Below are 18,668 nucleotides of genomic sequence, written 5' to 3' on the forward strand. Positions count from 1 at the left end.
GGCTTCCCGCAAGCCCGGCCGCATGCAGGGAAAGCCTGTCCGGATTCGTTCGGATGGGCTTTTTTTATTTTTTGATCAGAGAGATGGGAGGAAATCAAGAGGCGGGACTACGTTCGGCGGGGGAAATATCTTATCGAAAAAGGGGGAGATTTTCCCTCCTTTTTTTCTTTGTCCGCAATCGTTTGATACTTTCCCACTTTTTCTTATAGATACGCGCGGAGTCTGGGAAATAGGAAGGAAATGGCGGGAAAAGATGCGAAAATGGACCTCGTATCCAGCTCGAGAGACAAGGGAGGGACAAGCACGAGCAAGGCGCAGACCGGCAAGCCGCGAATTCATTCTTCCCCCATTCTTCCGCAGAGGTGATCGAGGTTGAACAGACGATGGAAACAGAAGGTTGCCACAAAGCTAGCCTCTTTTTTATGCTTGACCTTGCTCGCAGGGCTAGTCTCCCTGCCGGCATCCGCAACCGCCGCAGAGGGCCCGCCTCCGCCGCCGACGAATCTGCAGGTGTCGGAAATCAAGGGACGTTCCGCCATGCTGACCTGGGATCTCAACGACCGGCATGATCCGGACAAAGGGTATGACATCTATGTCGCGAAGGACAAGACAAAGCCGGACAGCGGCTTCAACTACCAGGGCTGGTTCGCAGCTCCGCCGGTCACGCTCGGAGGACTGGAGCCTGAGACGGAGTACACGTTCTACATCCGTCAGGCCAGCGTTTCCGGCTCGAGCGTGCCGAGCGAGCGGATCACCTTCACGACGGCAGCCGATACGGCGACCGCTCCTCCCGCTCCTCTCAAGAAGCCCCATCAGCCTCGAGTGACGGAAGTAACGTACGAGTCGCTGACGATCCAGTTCGACAACGTTCCCGGAGCCGACGGATATGACGTATACAGCCGCACGAACTGGCTGGCCGGCATCTGGAACGGCTCTGGCACCTACAAGCTGGACGCCTCCAAGCTGACCGTCGGGCAAGAAGTCTATCTGCAGGTCGCCGCGCAGGACTCGTCGAAAGCGAGACCGAACTCGCCGAAAAGCGATCCGATCCGCCTGATCTGGGGCCAGCTCGACGCGCCGAAGGACGTGCAGGTCGTCACGGCGACGAAGTCTGAGGTCACGCTCGGATGGGCGACCGTTGCAGGCGCGACGTATTATGAGATCTACTCCGGCGGCAAGCTTCTCGGCACTTCGGCGGAGCCGCGCTATCTGGCGACGGGGCTGAAGACGAGCCAGCCGTACTATTTCACGGTCGTGGCCAAGAACGATCTGTGGACATCTCCGACGAGCGCTCGCGTCAAGGCGACGCCGGGCCACAACTACAATCTCGTCTACTACTACGCCTCGTGGGCTCGCAGCGAAACCGGCCGCAACTTCCAGCCATCCGACATTGATACGAGCCAGCTGACGCATATCAACTACGCGTTCGCAGACATCTGCTGGGGCGGCTATGGCGAAAGCGGCAAGGAATGCCAGAATCCGGAAATCGCCGACCAATCCGGCTATGTGTTCGACGGCAGCATGGTCATTGGCGCGCCGGCCGACGACATGTCGAACTTCGCCGAGCTCAGGACGATGAAGCAGCGCGATCCGGACTTCAAGCTCATGGTTTCCGTCGGCGGCTGGAGCTGGTCCAAGTATTTCTCGAGGCTGGCCGCTGCGGAAGAGACCCGTCTGACATTCGCTCAAACCGCGCTGCAGTATTTGCGCAGCAACGGCTTCGACGGACTCGACATCGACTGGGAATATCCGGTCGAAGGCGGGGAGGACGACAACGACCGCAGCCCGGACGATCCCCAGAACTTCACGCTGCTCATGAAGACGCTGCGCGAGACGCTGGACGCCGCCGGTCAAAAGGACGGCAAGTACTACCTGCTGACCATCGCTTCGGGACAAGGCGACAATTTCACGCGCAACGCCGACTTTACGAATTCCGTGCCTTACCTCGACTTCGTCAACATCATGACCTACGACTACAGCGGCGGCTGGCACAGCTCCGCCTACCACAACGCGCCGCTCTACTACGATCCGGCCAACAAGCAATCGACCGCTCCGCGCAACAACGTGGCCGGCGGGGCAGCGGGCCATCTGAAGGGCGGCGTGCCGAACTACAAGCTCGTCCTCGGCGTGCCGTTCTACGGCAACGGCTGGATCGGATGCTCGGGCGAGTACGGAGAGTGCGCCTCTCCATCCACAGACGGCACATGGGAAGCGGGCAAGTTCGACTTCACCGACCTGGAAGAGAACTATGTCACCCAATCGACCTACAAGCGGCATTGGAACGACAAAGCCAAAGTGCCTTATCTGTTCAACGAGAAAACAGGCACGTTCATCTCTTATGACGATGAGGAATCCATCACGTACAAGGCGATCCATGTGCGGAAGGAAAATCTGGCCGGCATCATGAACTGGGAAATTTCCGGCGACCGCAACCGGACGCTGACGACACGGATCTTCGAGGAGCTGCCGATCTACGGCAATCCGAGCCAGGCTCGTCCGGAGCCGACTCCGACGCCGGAGCCGCCGATCTACTGGATTCCTACGTCGACGCCTTCTCCGTCGGCATCGCCAAGCGCGACGCCGGCTCCAAGCGCGACCCCGGCGCCTTCAAATGCGCCGTCCGTCGAGACGCCTCGCGATGCGGTCGGGCATTGGGCGGAGAACGATATCGTCAAAGCGATCCAGCTCGGCCTCTTCCAAGGCTATCCGGACGGATCGTTCCAGCCGAACGAAAAGACGACTCGCGGCATGCTGGCCGTCCTGGTCAGCCGCCTGCTGCCTCCTGCGAGCGCAGCCGCGCCTGCGCCGTTCAAGGATGCGGACCGCTTCCCGGCCTGGTCGGCGGATGCGATCGTCCAGGTCCAGGCTCTCGGCCTGATCCGGGGCTATGAGGACGGGACGTTCCGACCGGACAAAGCGATCACTCGAGCGGAGCTGCTCACGCTGCTCGCTCGAGCGGCCGGATGGCCGCCGGCATCCGGCGCCGCCACCTCCTTCAAGGATGACGCCCTCATCCCGGCATGGTCCAAGTCAGCCGTTCAAGCCGCTGCCGACAAAGGGCTGCTGAACGGCAGGGAAGACGGCAGCTTCGATCCGCAAGGCATCGCGACGCGGGCGGAAACGGCCGCGCTCGTGCTCCGGTTCTTGAGCGAGCTGACGAAATAAGATCATTCGCCTCGGCACGGTCTCCATTTACAAAAAAACGAGAAAAGGACGCGGCCTTGAGCGAGGCCCGTCCTTTTTCCTATTCCGGAGCGGCCTTTCGGCAGCGAAGCGGCATCCGGCAGCCGTTTTTCCTCCTGCGCGCCGATAAATTTCCCCTTGCGCCCGGCCTTCCTCTCCTGCAAAGGTGAAAGAGATCGAATCCGCTCGGAAGCTGCGTCTTTTGAGGGTGTCGCAAGCGGGTCCGGTATGCTAATCTGGTAGAAGTCATGCAGCCAGGAGAGGATGGTAGGACGAAGTGAAGCTTACATACATACGCCCGGCCTTGGCGATCCTGCTGGTCGCCATCATGGCGCTGGCCGGCCGGCCTCCGGCCTATGCCGCGACGGAGCTGATCGTCAACGGCAGCTTCGAGGCGTCCCAGGACGGGCTGCCGCAAGGCTGGACCAAAGACGGCTACAAGCTCGACGAATCGGTGACGGCATGGACGCTGGAGCAGGGCAGCGGCTCCGATCCCGCGCATTACGTCCGGGTCGCGAGCCAGCAGCCGAACGACGCCCGCTGGCTGCAAAAGGTCGCGGTCAAGCCGGACACGCTGTACAAGCTCAGCGGCATGATCCGCGCATCCGGCGTGCCGTCCGGCTCGGCCGGCGCGAACCTGTCCGTGCTCGGCGTGCTGGACACGTCCGCGCCGGCATTCGATACCGCGGGCGTCTGGCAGCAGGTCGAGCTGTACGGACGGACCGGTCCCGAGCAGCAGGAGCTCGACGTCGCCCTTCGTCTCGGCGGCTACGGCAGCGAGACGACCGGCACGGCCGATTTCGCCGCCGTCTCGCTCGTCGAGGTCGAGGGAGAAGCGGCGGCGAACGCCGTTTCGTTCGATCCGTCGACCGTAGCGCCGGGCTCGGGCGGCGATTCCTCCGCCGGCGCCGGCGCGCCGGGCTTCCTCATGCCGCTGGCGATCATCGGCGGCATCGCCTTCGCGGCGGCGCTGTACATCGGCTGGAGCGCGATCTTCGGCCGCCGCGTCTCCGCCGGCTTGGCCGCGGAGCTGCGGCGGCAGCCGGAGCCGGGCCGCTCCGGCCGCGCGATCTGGCTCGTGCTGGGAGCCGGCCTGCTGCTGCGGCTGCTGCTCGCGCCGACGATGCAGGGCCATCCCGTCGACTACACCGACTTCAGCCTATGGGCGCAGCGGGCGTACGAGACGGGCTTGAACGGATTTTTCGAGGACGGCGTGTTCGCGGACTATCCGCCGGGCTACATCTACGTCCTGTGGGTGCTGGGGATGCTCAAAAGCGCGCTGGGACTCGGCTTCGGAGCCGGACCCGAGATCCTGCTCGTCAAGCTGCCGGCGCTGCTCGCGGATCTCGCCGCCGGCTGGCTGCTGTACGATCTGGCCCGCCGCCGCTTCGGCACGAGGCTGAGCGCGTTTCTGGCGGCGCTGTACGTGTTCAGCCCGGCCGTCTGGCTCGACTCCGCCCTGTGGGCGCAGGTCGATTCCGTCATGACGCTGCTCGTGCTGCTGGCCGTGCGTGCGCTGACGTCGAGCCGCTACGCCTCCGGCGCGGCTTGGCTCGCCGTCGCCGTGCTCGTCAAGCCGCAGGCGGTGCTTTTCCTGCCGCTGCTGCTGTTCGCGCTGCTCTCGAGCCGCCGGCCGGCCGATTGGCTCAAGGCCGCCGGGGCCGGCATCGGCAGCGCGCTGCTGCTGCTCCTGCCGTTCGCGATCGGCAGGGAGCCGGGCTGGATCATCGAGCATTACGGCAACATGTTCGCTTCCTACCCTTACGCCACGCTCAACGCCTTCAACCTGTACGGGCTGCTCGGCTACAACGGCATCGAGACGACCCGCACCTGGCTCGGCCTGGAGCTCTCGGCATGGGGCAACGTCGGGGCGCTCGCCGCGCTCGTGGCGATGGGGCTGATCTGCTGGAAAAAAGGCCGCGAAGGGCTTTATCTGGCGGCCTTCGCCGGAGCCCTGCTCGTCTTCCTGCTGAAGACCGGCATGCATGAGCGCTACCTATATCCCGCGCTCGCGTTCGCGCTGGCGGCGTTCATCGTCTCCGGCAGCAAGCGGCTGCTCGCGTTGTACGGCGCGCTGACGCTCACGGTGCTGGCGAATACGGCGCCGGTGCTGCGGGACGCGATCGAGCAGAGCTTCTACCGGGCCAACGGCGACGGCCTCATGGTGACGGTATCGCTGCTCCAGCTGCTCGCCGGCGCGGCGCTCGTCCATCTGGTCGTCCAGCTCGTCCGCGGCCGCTCGTACGGATCGCTGGCGCTGGCCGCCGGCGGCGCGTGGAAGCTGCCGGACGCGCCTGCGCCACAGCGGGCAGCCGGCTCCGCGGCTTCCGCGAACGAGCCGTCCGGTCCCGAGCCGTACGAGGACACGACCCGCATATCACGGCGCAAGGAATGGCTGCCGATCGCGGGCCTGGTCGCCGTCTACGCCATCCTCATGTTCTGGCAGCTCGGCGACGCCAAGGCGCCGTCCACGCCGTGGGCGCCGACGCAGGCCAGCCATGAGGTGACGGTGCAGCTCGAGGGAGGTCCGCAGCCGGCCGATCATGTCATGCTGTACGCCGGCATCGGCAGCGGCACGGTGCAGGTCGCCTTGTCCGCGGACGGCACGACGTTCGGCGCTCCGGCCGAGCAGAAGCTCGACGGCGGCACCGTCTTCCAGTGGAAGTCGATCGGCATCGGCGGACAGACGATCCAGGCGGTGCGCATCACCGGCACGCCGGGCGTCGTCCTGTACGAAGCGGGAGTGATCGACGCCGACGGCCGCACGATGCCGCTGCTGGATACGGGCGGCTCGCCGCTGTTCGACGAGCAGTCGCTCGTGCCGGCGAAGCCTTCGTACAAGAACAGCATGTACTTCGACGAGATCTACCACGCGCGCACGGCGTTCGAGCATCTGCATCGGATCGAGCCGTACGAGACGACGCATCCGCCGCTCGGCAAGGTCATCATCATGGCGGGCGTCTCGATCTTCGGCATGAATCCGTTCGGCTGGCGGGTGATGGGAGGACTGGCGGGGCTGCTGCTCATCCCGGCGATGTACGCGCTGGCGCGGGGCTTGTTCAACTCGCGCAAGGCCGGCCTGCTGGCCGCCTCGCTCATCCTGCTCGACTTCATGCCGCTCGTGCAGTCGCGGATCGGCACGGTCGATACGTACGCCGTCCTGTTCATCCTCCTCAGCTACCACTTCATGAACCGGTTCCTGCAGCGCAACGTCGTCGGAGCGAGGCTGTGGCCGGCGCTGCAGGCGTTCGCGCTGTCCGGCGTCTTCTTCGGGCTCGGAGCGTCGGTCAAATGGGTCGGCGTCTACTCCGGCGCAGGCCTGGCCGTCCTGTTCTTCGGCTCGATGTACCGGCGGTGGAAGGCTTCGCGCGAGGGAGCGACAGGCGTGTCCGGGGCTTCGCGCGGAGCGGACGCGGCTCGCGGCGGCGCAGGAATTCCGCGCGGAGCGGAGGCGGCGGCCGCGGAAAGCCGCGTGCCGGCGAAGCTGATCGGCGCGGGCTTGCTGTTCTTCGTCGCCGTGCCCGCCGTCGTCTACGCGCTGACGTACATCCCGTTCATGCTCGTGCCGGGGCCGGGCCACGGCCTGCGCAACGTCATCGAGTTCCAGAAGTTCATGTACGACTACCATTCCAAGCTCGTGGCGACGCATCCGTTCGCCTCGACCTGGTGGGAGTGGCCGATCATCCGCCGGCCGATCTGGTACTACGGCGGCTCCGGCCTGGCCGAGGGCCAGATCGCCAGCATCATGAGCCTCGGCAACCCGCTCATCTGGTGGGCCGGCATTCCGTGCGCGCTAGCTGCCTTCGCGGCCGCCTGGAAAAGACGCAGCCGCGCGCTGCTCGTCATTACGATCGGGCTGCTCTCGCAGTACCTGCCGTGGGTCGGCATTCCGCGCCTGACGTTCATCTACCACTACTACGCGACGGTGCCGTTCCTCATCCTGTGCATCGTGTACGTGCTGATCCGCCTGCCGGAGAAGATGGACCGAAGATCGGCGAACCTGGCGACGGGACTGTATGTGGGCATTGCGGCCGCGCTGCTGGCGATGTTCTATCCGGTGCTGACCGGCCTCACGATCAGCCGCAGCTATGCGGAGCATTTCCTCAAGTGGTTCGGCAGCTGGACGTTCTTCTCCTGACGGAGAAAGGACTCCGCCGACAAGGCAAAAGGCAAAAGGACGAAGCGCCTGCCGCTTCGTCCTTTTGCCTTTTGCTGCGATTGAAACAGAAAGGAAGGGAATTGCCATGACCAAGCCGCTCGCGGCCGCGCTCGTAACGCTCAGCCTCATTTGGGGAGGCTCGTTTTTCTTCATCAAGATTCTGCTGGAGGAGGCCGGGCCGTGGATGATCGCCTTCCTCCGCGCCGGCGCAGGGCTCGTCGCCATCACCGCCGTCATGCTTGCGCTGCGGCAGCCGTTCTCGCTGCGCTCGCTGCCTTGGCTGCCGATGGCCGTCATGGCGACGTTCAACACGACGGTGCCGTGGGCGCTCATCCCGCTCAGCGAGACGAGGCTGACGAGCAGCGTCGCCTCGGTGCTCAACGCGACGACGCCGCTTTGGACGCTCGTCGTCGGGGCGCTTTTTTTCGCCGGCAAGCCGGGGCCGAAGCAGTGGGGAGGCATCCTCGTCTCGCTCGCCGGCATCCTCGTGCTGCTCGGCGTCAATCCGGCGACGATCATTTCGGTCGACGGCTTCGGCTTCCTGTGCATGATGGGCGCGACGCTCTGCTACGGCATCGGCTCGCAGCTGTCCAAGCGGCTGAGCGGACTGACGATGTACCAGTCGACCTTCGGCACGCTGCTCGTGGCGACCGTCTCCTGCGGCGCGATCGCGCTCGTCCGCGATCCGCTGCCGGTGGAAGCGCTCGGGTCGGGACCGTTCCTCGGGGCGCTCGTCGGCCTCGGCGTATTCGGCTCCGGGATCGCCTACATCCTGTTCTATTTCCTGATTCAAAAGGGAAGCCCGGAGCTCGCCACGATGGTTACCTACCTGGTGCCGGCGACAGCGATTCTGTGGGGCTTCCTGCTGCTGGGCGAGGAGCTGCGCTGGAACTTGCTCGCCGGGCTCGCGATCATCCTCGCCGGCGTATTCCTGGCGACGAGGCCTTCCCGTCCGGCGTCAGCGCCGGCTCGAAGCGGCGTCGACGGGGCGCAGCGGGAGTAGCTGGAAGATAAGGAGTCATAGGGACAGAGCCAAGGTCTATGAAAAGATCTTGGCTCCGTCCTTTTTTCTTGCACTCGTACCGTGCGGCGTGCAGGCGGTGCGAGGAGGCGATGACGGGGTCGAGAGTACCGTCGTGCGGCGTGCAGGCGGTGCGAGGAGGCGATGACGGGGTCGAGAGTACCGTCGTGCGGCGTGCAGGTGGTGCGAGGAGACGACGACGGGGTCGAGAGTACCGTCGTGCGGCGTGCAGGTGGTGCGAGGAGATGACGCCCACGCGCAGAAAAACCGCGCGTAGCCCGCGCGGCCGGCGCGCCAGCGAAGCCTACGCGCGTGAAAACCGCGCGTAGCCCGCGCGACCGTCGCGCCAGCGAAGCCTACGCGCGTGAAAACCGCGCGTAGCCCGCGCGGCCGGCGCGCAGGCGAAGCCTACGCGCGTAAAAACCGTGCGTAGCCCGCGCGGCCGTCGCGCCAGCGAAGCCTACGCGCGTGAAAACCGCGCGTAGCCCGCGCGGCCGGCGCGGTCGGCGCACGCTCCCATGCAAAAAGGCCAGCGCACGGATGCCGTGTGCTGGCCTTTTTGCTTGGAACGATTACGACGACGTCAGCTTCACCGGCACCCAGATCTCGGTCACGGCGTCCGTATCGGGACCGCCGTCCTCCAGGTACAGCTCCAGCTCCGGGCCGCCCGCGTGCTCGTAGCCGGTGGACGGGAACCACTCCGAGAAGATGCGCTTCGTGACGCTCTGCACCGACTCCGGCAGCGGCCCGGCCGCGGTGAAGACGGCCCACGTGGAGGCGGGCACCTCGCGCTCGACGAACTCGGCGCCGGCATGCTCGAACGGCGCCGGCACCGTCCCGGCAGGAGCTTCCACGGCGATCATGTAGCGGAACCGCTCCGTCTCGTCCTTGTCGCTAGCCGTGCCGTCGATCATGCGGAAGTCCGTGCAGGCGCCGATCAGCGGCTGGCCCGGCTGGAGCTTCAGCACACGATCGATCGTGCCGTTCGGCCCGCTCTCTTGCCAGAACTGCGGGATGCGCCGGAAGTTCTCGCCGTTCTCGCAGCTGACGACGATCGATGCTCCGGCAATCGTGAAGCGGTCTCTTTTCTCGATCCGATAGTTCATTTCCATTTCTCCCTTCAGCGATAGATGGAAGCGCAGCTTCGGAAAGGCGACCAGGCGGCAGCCGGGCTGGCGGGCCATCGTCGGCGTGACGCCATGCGTCTTGCGGAACGCCTTGGCGAACGCCTCCGGCGACTCGTAGCCGTACTTGAGCGCGACATCGACGACCTTGATCCCGCTCGCGGCCAGCTCCTGCGCCGCTCTCGTGAGCCGCCGGCGCCGCACGTACTCGCCCAGCGGATAGCCGGTCAGAGCATGGAACATGCGCTGAAAGTGAAACGGCGACGAGTAGGCGTCCCGCGCCAGCGCCTCCACGTCGAGGCGTCCGTCCAGCAGCCGTTCGATCCGGTCGAGCGTGTCGTTCATTCGGGTCAGCCAATCCACGGCTTCGCGCCTCCTTCCTTGCTGATTGTATCGGGTTTCGCCGCCGTCAGCCTGTCTTAGACTGCTCCTCGCGGACCGCTGCTCACAGCCCGAGCAGCCGGCGGTACAGCTTGATGACGCTCATGTGCAGCCCTTCGTGGTAGAGGGCGAGCGAGAGGAATTCGCGCGGCGTCGTCAGCAGGATGCCGGTCGACGTCGTATACGGCTCGACCGGCTCGTCGAGGCGTCCGGCGAGCGCGTCCTGCACCCGTCCGGGCTGCTCGCGCAGCAGCTCGAGCAGCTCCTCGAGCGCCGGCACGGGCTCCTCCTGGTCCATCCAGGATGCCGGCGAGCTGCCGAAGTCGAACTGCGTGCGGAACGAAGCCGGCAGCGGCGACGGCAGCGCCGGCGCCTTGAAGGCGAAGCGCTCCAGCACGGCGACGAGATGGCCGGCGTTCCAGCGGATGGAGTTGCGGAAGCCGGACGGGATGAGGTCGCCCTGCAGCGGCGTCAGATCCTCGAGCTGCCGGACGGTGAGCGATCGCACGGCGTCGAGCTGGGCGAAGATTGCGGAATCGGATCGGGTCATAGGTTCAGTCTCCTTTTTATCGAGAAATGAGTCGGATGGGGCGCGAGACGGAGCGTCCTCGGGCTAAAGCGCCGGCAAGCTCCACTCCCGCACGAATACGGCGGAGCCGCGGATCTCGACCTCCCGCTCGCCGCCGCGCGGGACGACTCTGACATGGACCTTGCCGTCGCGGCCGACTTCTCGGCCTTGCTCGACGGTCAAGCGCAGCCCTTCCGGCGGCGCCGCGGCGATGCAGCGGTCCCAGTAAGCGCCGAGCACGCCGGAGGCGGTGCCGGTGACGGGATCCTCGACCGTGCCGGAGTACGGGGAGGAGAAGTGGCGGGCGTGGAGGCGGGCGTCCGCATGGACGGTCTCCAGGCAGAACGGATGGAGCGAGGCGCGCGGGAGCTCGGCCAGCAGCTCCGGGAACCGGCGGTTGTCCGGCCGCATGCGGGCGCAGGCGGCCAGTCCGCGCACAGGCACGCACAGCGTCCAGATGCCCGTGCTGCCGTAGACGATCGGCAGATCGGGATGCAGGTCCTGCTCCGCCAGCCCGATGGCGTCCGCAAGCTCCGCGCGCGAGCCGCCGAACGGCCGGAACTGCGGCGCGGCTTGGCGCATGACGAAGCTCGGCTTGCCGCTGTCGGCGTCGCGCTCGACGCGGATCGGGAGCACGCCGGCCAGCGTCTCGACGGTGAGCGTGTCCAGGCCGTCCAGGCGGCCGGCGGCTGCCAGCGCGGCGAGACAGGCCGTCGTGCCGTGGCCGCACAGATCCATCTCATGTCCGGGCGTGAAGTAGCGGATGCGGAAGTCGGCGCGCTCCGAGGGCAGCACGAAGCAGGTCTCGTTAAAGCCGACGCGCGCGGCTAGATCGAGCATCTGCCCGTCCGTCAAGGCTTCGGCTTGGAGCACGACGCCTCCGGGATTGCCTTTGCCGGGCTCGTCGGCAAAAGCGTCGTAATGAAGAACGGCCGTTTCGGCGATCATGACGTCCCTCCTTTTTCCCGCATTATAGCACGGCGGCTGGAGGAGCAAGGAAGATTCGTAGAAAAACACCTGCTTGCGATAAAAGCGCACCTCGAACATGGAAGCGGTTGCACCCTACACTGAAAGAGAATCTGTGGACAATCAAGGGGGTCAATCGATGAATCGAACGAGGTGGAAGCCGGTCGCGATGTCGCTGCTGGCGCTACTGCTCTGGATCGGCAGCCTGCCGGCGCTGGCGGGAGCCGCGATGGCGGCGGACAGCGCGCAGCCGGAGCTGCCGCAGGGCAAGGTGCGCATCAAGAACTTGTGGAAAAGCAACTATCTGTACGAGGGCTCGGACGGCAAGGTGCGCTACGGCAAGACGAATCCGTCCGACGAGTCCTCGCACTGGACGGTCGAATGGCAGGAAGGCGGCGCTCTGCTGCGCAACGTCCGCACCGGCCACGTCGTCACGGCGGCGGGAGCGGGCGAGCTCGGCGCCGCGCTGCAGGCGAAGGAGACCGGCGCGCCGGGAGCGGAGGAGCGCTGGCGCATCATGCCGACCGCGACGCGAGACTACTACAACCTCGTCAGCGCGGCGGACCCGGCGGGCAAGCGCGCGATCCACGAGGAGCGGCAGCTCGGCTGGGCGGAGCTCGGCTCGGACGTGAACCTCGGCTTCGACAGTCCGAAGTGGACGTTCGTGCCGCTGGACGCGCCGCAGCCGGTGCAGCTGGAGTCCCGCAGCCATCCGGGGCAGGTCATGGTGGAATATGCGGCGAAGGACGGGGAGCTGACCGTCGGCTTCGCGGCGCGGCCGGCGACGGACCGGGCCTCCCAGTGGATGCTGGAGCCGGATGCGGCCAGCGGCGCGGTCGCGATCCGCAACGTCGGCTCCGGGCGCTATATCGTGCAGCGCGATCCGGATTGGGCGGCCGTGCGGACGGGCGAGCGGGACGGCGCGACGCCCGGCCTGACGCTCTGGAAGCAGGAGGCCGCGGACGACGGCTGGTTTACGCTGGAGAACGTCCAGGCGTCCGGCAGCCTGCTGAACGCGCAGTTTCCGGACGATACGGACGTGCGCTCGAACGGCTGGCCGGGCGGCAAGGGCAATCCGACTGCGCATTGGCGGGCGGTCCCGCTCAGCGAGATCGAGCCGGTGCGCCTCGCGGCCTACACGGACGCGCAGCGGCCGACGGACTTCCTCTATGAGCAGGGCGGCGAGCTGAGGCATGGAGCCGTATCGGAGGCGCTCGGCAACGAAGCCGCCTCGCTGTGGCTGGTCGAGGACTACGACGGCGCGAAGCGGCTGCGGAGCGCGGACAGCGGGCGCTACATCGTTCGCGGCGGCGCGTCCGGCGTGTCGCTCGCGGCGCAGGCGGCTCACGGAGACGGCTCGACATGGGCGTTCACGGAGTCCGACGAGTACGACGACTACGTGACGATCGGCAGCGCCTCGGGCGAGGCGGCCTATGTGGCTGGCGGGGAGGACGGCATGGCGGCGATCAGCGGCGACGCCGCCTCGCTCGGCTCGCAGTGGCAGCTGGCCGATCCGAATACGCTGCCGGCGGGCGACGGACCGGTCTACCTCCGCATCCAGAACGCCTGGGGGCCGGACAACCGCTTTTACCTGTACGAATCGGAGGACGGCCTGCTCAAGTACGGCAACGCGCGCGCGGACGGCCGGGATCAGTGGGTCGTCCACAAGTTCGAGGGGCGCAAGCTGATCGAGAACCGGGCGACCGGCCATCATGTCCGTCTCGGCGCCGAATACGGCGGCCGGATCGGGCTGGCGGCGCTGACGCCGGGCGAGGAGCGCTCCTGCGGCTACGTCTGGACGATCCGCAATGCCGGCGAAGGCGACATGCTCGTGAGCAGCGTGCGGGACAAGCATCCCGGCGAGCGGCCGCTGAAGTACGTGTCCATCCAGAACTTGACGAAATACGCCGAGTACGGCGTCATCAACCCCGGCTGGTCGAGCCCGCGCTGGCGCTTCGTGCCGGTCGTGCCGGACAAGCAGCGGCTGTTCCGGTTCCGCATCGCCGGCACGGACGGCCAGTATCTGCTCGACGTCCAGGCCGGAGCGGATGCTGCCGTCGGCAAGGCGACGTACGGGCCGGCGGACGCTGCGGACCCGGCCTCGATCTGGTATCTGGAGGACGCCGGCGCCGCGGGCGTCGTGCGGCTCAAAAATCAGGGCAGCGGCCGTTATGCGGCGCTGGAGAACATCGCGGGCCATGAGGCCGACGACGAGCCGGCGGAATCGCCGCAGACGCTCGCTTCCGTCGGCTCCGACTGGGCCAGCGTCAAATGGGCGGTCAGCACCGTCGCGGATACCGTCTACTCCACGATCCAGAGCCGCTGGGCCGGGCATTATCTGCTCGCCGGACAGGCTGCGGACGGCTCGCCGGCGATCCGGCTGAGCAAGGCGGCCGGCGCCGGCGAGCGGGACGCGGCGCGCTTCATCGCCGAGCCGGCGGTCAGCGGGCCGAAGCAGCCGCCGCAGGAGCCGGTGCGCATCCGCTCGGCGTCCGGCCAAGGCTGGCTGTACGAGAATCCGTCCGGCATCGTGCTGTACGGCAGTCCGAGCGAGCGGGACGGCTCGTCGCATTGGACGCTCGAGCGTCGGGAGAGCGGCGGCTGGAGCATCCGCAACCGGGCGAGCGGCCATCTGCTCCGCTTGAACGCCGACTATCCGTTCCTGGAAAGCCTCGCCGCAGGGGAGAATGCTCCGGAAGCGGCCGCCTGGGCGGCCGAGCAGACGGCCGACGGCGGCGCTTGGCTGCTGCGCAGCCTGTACGGCGAGTTCAGCGACGAATTCGTGCATGTCGGCAGCGGGGCCGGGTATGCGGAGCATGGACTGGCGCTCGATTCGGCGTCGACGGCGCGCTGGCAGCTCGAGCCGGCGCCGGCGGAGATGGAGCCGCCGGCGGCAGCGGAGCCGCGCAGCGCGGAGACGTCGACGCCGCTGCTGGCTTCGGCGCAAGCGGTCACGATCGCCCCGGCCGGAGTGCCGGACAGGCGGCTCGCCGATCGCGGCGGCCGGCCCGAGCTGATGGCAGCGGGCGAGGAGGATGCCGCGGCGCGCTGGCGGCTCGTGGACACGAACGGCCGCCAGCTGCTGCGCAACGAGGCGACGGGCGCTTACCTGGCGATGACGGCGGCGGGCGTGCCGGAGCTGCTGCCTGCCGGCGGTCTGCGCACGGCGGCAGGCGGGATCGCCGCCGAGGCGCAGTGGAGCGTGGAGGAGCGGCTCGGCTACCGCACGCTGCGGGCGGTTCAGGCGGCCGGTTATTTGGCGGCTGCGGATGGCGCGGCGCCTGTCCTTTCGGATGAGGCGGGAGCAGCCGCTGCCCGCTGGAGGCTGGAGCCGGTGCGGACGGATGTCGTCTACCCGGCGGACAAGGCGTTCCAAGCCGGAGGCATGCGGCAGTTCGCGGTCACGGCTCCCGAGGCAGGGGCCTATGCGATCCGCCTCGCATGGGACGGCGCGCCGCCGGAGGCGGCCGGGCTGAAGCTGGCGGTCAACGGCCTTCCGGCCGCCGGCATCGCCTCCGCCTCTGGCTGGACGGCCGAGCTGCGCCGCGGCGTCAACGTCGTTTCCGTGGCGGATGCGGGAACGCTCCGCTCGCTGACGGTGGAGGGCGGCATCGCTCCGGATGATCGCGGCGCGACGCCGGCTTACGTTTCCTATGAAGCGGAGCATATGGAGGCGAAGGGCGAGCGGATCGGCCCGTCGCGCCTGCATCGCACGCTCGCCTCGGAGGCTTCCGGCCGGGAGGCCGTCCTGCTCCGCGAGCAGGGCGACCAGGTCGAGTTCGCGAGCGCCGAGGCGGCGGACGCGCTCGTGCTGCGCTATTCCATCCCCGATACGCTCGACGGCTCGGAGCGCCAGCATACGCTTTCGCTTTATGTGGACGGGCAGTTCCGCCAGAAGCTGACGCTGACGAACCGCAATTCGTGGGTGTACGGCAGCTATCCGTGGTCGAACGATCCTGCCCAGGGCAGCGGCCACCGCTTCTACGACGAGGCGCGCGCCGTCATCGGCGACGTGCCGGTCGGCGCGCTGATCACGCTGAGAAAGGACGCCGGGGACGACGCGGCGACGTACGCGCTCGACCGGGTCGATCTGGAGCGGACGGACGCGGCTTACGCCAAGCCGGACGGCTTCGTATCCGTGACGGACTACGGCGCGGTCGCCGGCGACGGTCAGGACGACACCGCCGCCTTGACGGCCGCGCTGGAGGCGGCCGCAGGCGGCGCGGCGGCCGGCGTCTGGTTCCCGGCGGGCAGCTTTGACTTTACGGACAAGCTGCTGGATCTCGGGGACGCGGTCATCCGCGGCGCGGGCGTCTGGCATACGGAGCTGAACGGGGCGCGCTTCTACGGCCACGGCGGCAAGGTCGGCGTCTACGACCTGTTCATCGACGGCGGCGTGGCGGAGCGCGACGACGAGGCGTTCGACAATGCGTTCCACGGCGCGTTCGGTCCCGGCTCGGTCATCCAGAACGTCTGGGTCGAGCATGCCAAGGCGGGGCTCTGGCTGACGCAGCCGATCGGCGAGAAGGCCCGCACGAAGGGGCTCTACATGGCCGGGCTGCGGCTGCGCAACCTGCTGGCGGACGGCATCAACTTCGCGGTCGGCACCTCGGACAGCCTGATGGAGCAGAGCGAGATCCGCTATCCGGGCGACGACGGCATCGCGATGTGGTCGTTCACCGATCCGAAGCTAGCCGATCAGAACGGAGCGGAGCGCACGCCGAGCGTGAACAATACGGCGCGCTTCAACACGGTGTCGCTGCCGTGGCTGGCGGACAACATCGCCGTGTTCGGCGGCCAAGGCAACCGCATCCAGGACAATCTGCTCCAGGATACGGTCGTGAACGGAGCGGGCATCGCCGTTTCGACGCGCTTCGCCGCGGAGCCGTTCGGCGGCGAGACGGTCGTCGAGCGCAACACGCTCGTGCGCGCCGGCAGCTTCGACAGCGGCTACGGCATTCCGCTCGGGGCGATCTGGCTGTTCGCCGGCGAGTCCGACCTCGCCGGCGGCGCGGGCAGCGTCGTCGTGCGGGACAACGTGGCGCGGGACAGCGCGTATGCGGGCATCACGGTCCATGGCTCGCATGAGCTGGGCTCCGTGCTGCTGCAGGACAACGTGCTCGACGGCTTGGGCACGAACGGGCTGGAGGCGGCCAAGACGAAGACGGACAACGAGCAGGGCTATCCGACCGGCAGCCTGGTGATCGACAACCTGATCGTGCGCGGCGAGCGGATGAGCGATGCCGCGGCCGGTCCGGCAGGCCGGCTGTCGCTGGAGGAATGGAACGAAGGCTTGGCCTCGCGGCCGAAGCCGTTCTCGGTCAAGCTGGCGGACGGACAGGGAGCGCGGTTCGTCCTGAAGGCCGGCGCATCGGCGGCAGTGGCCGTGCGGGATGCGGGCGGAGCGGACCGGACGGCCGAGGCGTCCGTCGCCGTCTGGCCGGCCGCGGCCGCATCGTATGCGGACGGCCGCCTGACCGCGCTGGCCGCCGGCCAGGCGACGGTGACGGTCCGTCTCGGCGGCGACGAGCGGAAGTATACGCTGACGGTGCAGGAGGCGGATGCGGCAGCGACGCCGACTCCTGCGCCGAGCGCGACGCCGACTCCGACGCCGGGCACGGGAGCCGGGCCGTCCGCGACGCCGACCCCGAGCGCGACGCCGACGCCGGCAGCGGCGAATGCGGCGGAAATGGCGCTGCTGGCCGCCATCGCGGAAGGCAAGGCGCAGGCGCAACTGCCGCTCGGAGCGGACGGCAGCCTGCGGCTGAGCCTGGACGCGCTCGCCCGCGCGGCCGCGGCCAAGCCGCAGCCGGAGCTGCTCGTGCAGGCGGGAGGCGCCGAGCTGCGCCTGCAGCCGGCGGCGCTGCTGCGCGCGCTGCGGACGACGGCAGCGACGGGCGCGACGCCGGAGCTGGAGCTGGAGCTGCGGCTCGGCGACGCGGATGAAGCCGCGGCGGCAGCGCTGCGCCGCGCGGCGCTCGCGGCCGGGTTCCGTCCGGCCGGCACGGCGGCGGAGCTGAGCATCGCCGCCGTCTGGGCGGGCGGCTCGCAGCCGCTGGCGTTCCGCCCGGCCGAGCGGCCGCGGCTGAGCCTCGGCGCCGCAGCCGGCGCGACCGCCCTGCTGAGGCTGGCCGCGCCGGACGGCTCGGCAGCCGCGCTGCCGGCGAGCTTCGCAGACGGCAAGGCGTCGGCGGCTCCGGCAGGCGGAGGCGCGTTTGTCGCCGCCGTGCGCACGGCGCCGGCGTTCGCCGACACGGCCGGCCACTGGGCGGCGGCCGACATCGGCCGCCTGGCCGGGCTCGGCCTGGCGCAAGGCGCCGGCGGCCGCTATGAGCCGGCGCGCGCCATCACGCGCGCGGAGCTGACCGCGCTGCTCGTCCGCGCGCTGCAGCTGCCGCCCGGCGACAGCGCGAACGCGCCGCGCGACGCAGCGGCCGGCGCCTGGCATGCCGCGGCGGTGCGCGCGGCGCTGGCCGCAGGCCTCGCGCAGGGCGACGCGGACGGACGCTTCCGTCCGAACGCGCCGGTCCGCCGCCAGGAGCTCGCCGCGCTCGCGACGCGGGCGGCAGAGCTGCTGCGCTCCTCGGCCGATGCGGCCGGAGCGTCCGCCGGAGCGCCGGGGGCGCCAGGCTCGACGGCGGCGAGCGCCGCCGCGCCGGCTTATGCCGACGCGGACGCGATCGCGCGCTGGGCGGCGGAGCCGGTCGCCGAGGCGTCCCGCCTCGGCCTGATGGCCGGCCTCGGCGGCCGCTTCGAGCCGGCCCGCGCCGTCACCCGCGCGGAGGCGGCTGCGGTGCTGGTCCGCCTGCTGCGGCTGGCGGAGCTGATCTAGCTCTCGGCGGTGGCCGCCTTTCGGCGTCAGAGCGAGCATTCGGGACCAAGCGGAGCGTCGTCCGCTTGGTCCCGTTTTGCTTGGCGCGGCAAAGCTTTATAATGGAGCCTGTCGAAGGAAAAAGGAGGAACCGACATGATGCCGATCAAGCTGCCGCTGGAGCAGAAAAAGGAGCTGGCGGAGCAGCTGCGAGACTTCGCGGACCGGGAGCTCGACCTCCCGCTCGGAACCATCGGCGCGGAAGCGCTGCTCGACCATATGATCGCCGCGCTGGCTCCGCATCTGTACAACAAAGGGGTCGAGGACGCGCTGAAGCTGCTGGGGCAGCGGATGCTGCAGGTCGAGGACGACCTGCACGCGCTCAAGCGCACGATCCGCTGAGCGGCCGGGTTGTCCGTCCCGGCGAAGCCCGGCTCGCGGGCGCAAGCCGAAAA

General features: G+C 68.3%; 8 protein-coding genes. 5 read left to right on the top strand and 3 right to left on the bottom strand.

Features of this window, described 5'->3' with window-relative positions:
* The first annotated feature begins 432 nt into the window (after positions 1–432).
* The 3 genes from GE073_RS08295 (at position 433) to GE073_RS08305 (ending at position 8,345) form a co-directional block, all read left to right on the top strand.
* Positions 433–3,165 carry a glycosyl hydrolase family 18 protein gene (locus tag GE073_RS08295; protein ID WP_228551834.1) on the top strand — a complete coding sequence of 911 codons (2,733 nt, stop codon included), beginning with the start codon at positions 433–435 and terminating at the stop codon, positions 3,163–3,165.
* A 295-nt stretch (positions 3,166–3,460) separates the two neighbouring features.
* The gene (locus GE073_RS08300; protein WP_153783228.1) at positions 3,461–7,321 is read left to right on the top strand and encodes a glycosyltransferase family 39 protein; all 3,861 of its coding nucleotides are present in this window, start codon (positions 3,461–3,463) and stop codon (positions 7,319–7,321) included.
* Between the two features lie 106 nt (positions 7,322–7,427).
* Positions 7,428–8,345, top strand: coding sequence for a DMT family transporter (locus tag GE073_RS08305; RefSeq protein WP_153783229.1), 918 nt, complete (start codon positions 7,428–7,430; stop codon positions 8,343–8,345).
* A 590-nt stretch (positions 8,346–8,935) separates the two neighbouring features.
* Here the strand turns inward: GE073_RS08305 and GE073_RS08310 are convergent.
* From GE073_RS08310 to GE073_RS08320, 3 genes are all read right to left on the bottom strand, one after another.
* Positions 8,936–9,850: an AraC family transcriptional regulator gene (locus tag GE073_RS08310; RefSeq protein WP_028597763.1), complete on the bottom strand. Its 915-nt coding sequence runs from the start codon at positions 9,848–9,850 to the stop codon at positions 8,936–8,938.
* A gap of 82 nt (positions 9,851–9,932) precedes the next feature.
* Positions 9,933–10,418, bottom strand: coding sequence for a DinB family protein (locus GE073_RS08315; RefSeq protein WP_153783230.1), 486 nt, complete (start codon positions 10,416–10,418; stop codon positions 9,933–9,935).
* Between the two features lie 63 nt (positions 10,419–10,481).
* A complete protein-coding gene (locus GE073_RS08320) occupies positions 10,482–11,384 on the bottom strand; it encodes a PhzF family phenazine biosynthesis isomerase (RefSeq protein ID WP_153783231.1) in 903 nt (300 codons plus the stop codon).
* Positions 11,385–11,541: 157 nt separating this feature from the next.
* Between GE073_RS08320 and GE073_RS08325 the strand changes: the two genes are divergently transcribed.
* On the top strand, positions 11,542–18,234 hold the full coding sequence (locus GE073_RS08325) for an S-layer homology domain-containing protein (RefSeq protein ID WP_153783232.1): 6,693 nt from the start codon (positions 11,542–11,544) through the stop codon (positions 18,232–18,234).
* Between the two features lie 135 nt (positions 18,235–18,369).
* The gene (locus GE073_RS08330) at positions 18,370–18,615 is read left to right on the top strand and encodes a DUF2164 domain-containing protein (RefSeq protein WP_101808873.1); all 246 of its coding nucleotides are present in this window, start codon (positions 18,370–18,372) and stop codon (positions 18,613–18,615) included.
* Positions 18,616–18,668 lie beyond the last annotated feature (53 nt).

The sequence above is a fragment of the Paenibacillus sp. B01 genome (assembly GCF_009649995.1).
Lineage (GTDB): Bacteria > Bacillota > Bacilli > Paenibacillales > Paenibacillaceae > Paenibacillus_O > Paenibacillus_O pasadenensis.

What these genes read in the sequence shown, in the direction of transcription:
- GE073_RS08320 (WP_153783231.1), bottom strand. Translation starts at nt 11,384, where the DNA reads ATGATCGCCGAAACGGCCGTTCTTCATTACGACGCTTTTGCCGACGAG.
- GE073_RS08330 (WP_101808873.1), top strand. Translation starts at nt 18,370, where the DNA reads ATGATGCCGATCAAGCTGCCGCTGGAGCAGAAAAAGGAGCTGGCGGAG.
- GE073_RS08315 (WP_153783230.1), bottom strand. Translation starts at nt 10,418, where the DNA reads ATGACCCGATCCGATTCCGCAATCTTCGCCCAGCTCGACGCCGTGCGA.
- GE073_RS08325 (WP_153783232.1), top strand. Translation starts at nt 11,542, where the DNA reads ATGAATCGAACGAGGTGGAAGCCGGTCGCGATGTCGCTGCTGGCGCTA.
- GE073_RS08305 (WP_153783229.1), top strand. Translation starts at nt 7,428, where the DNA reads ATGACCAAGCCGCTCGCGGCCGCGCTCGTAACGCTCAGCCTCATTTGG.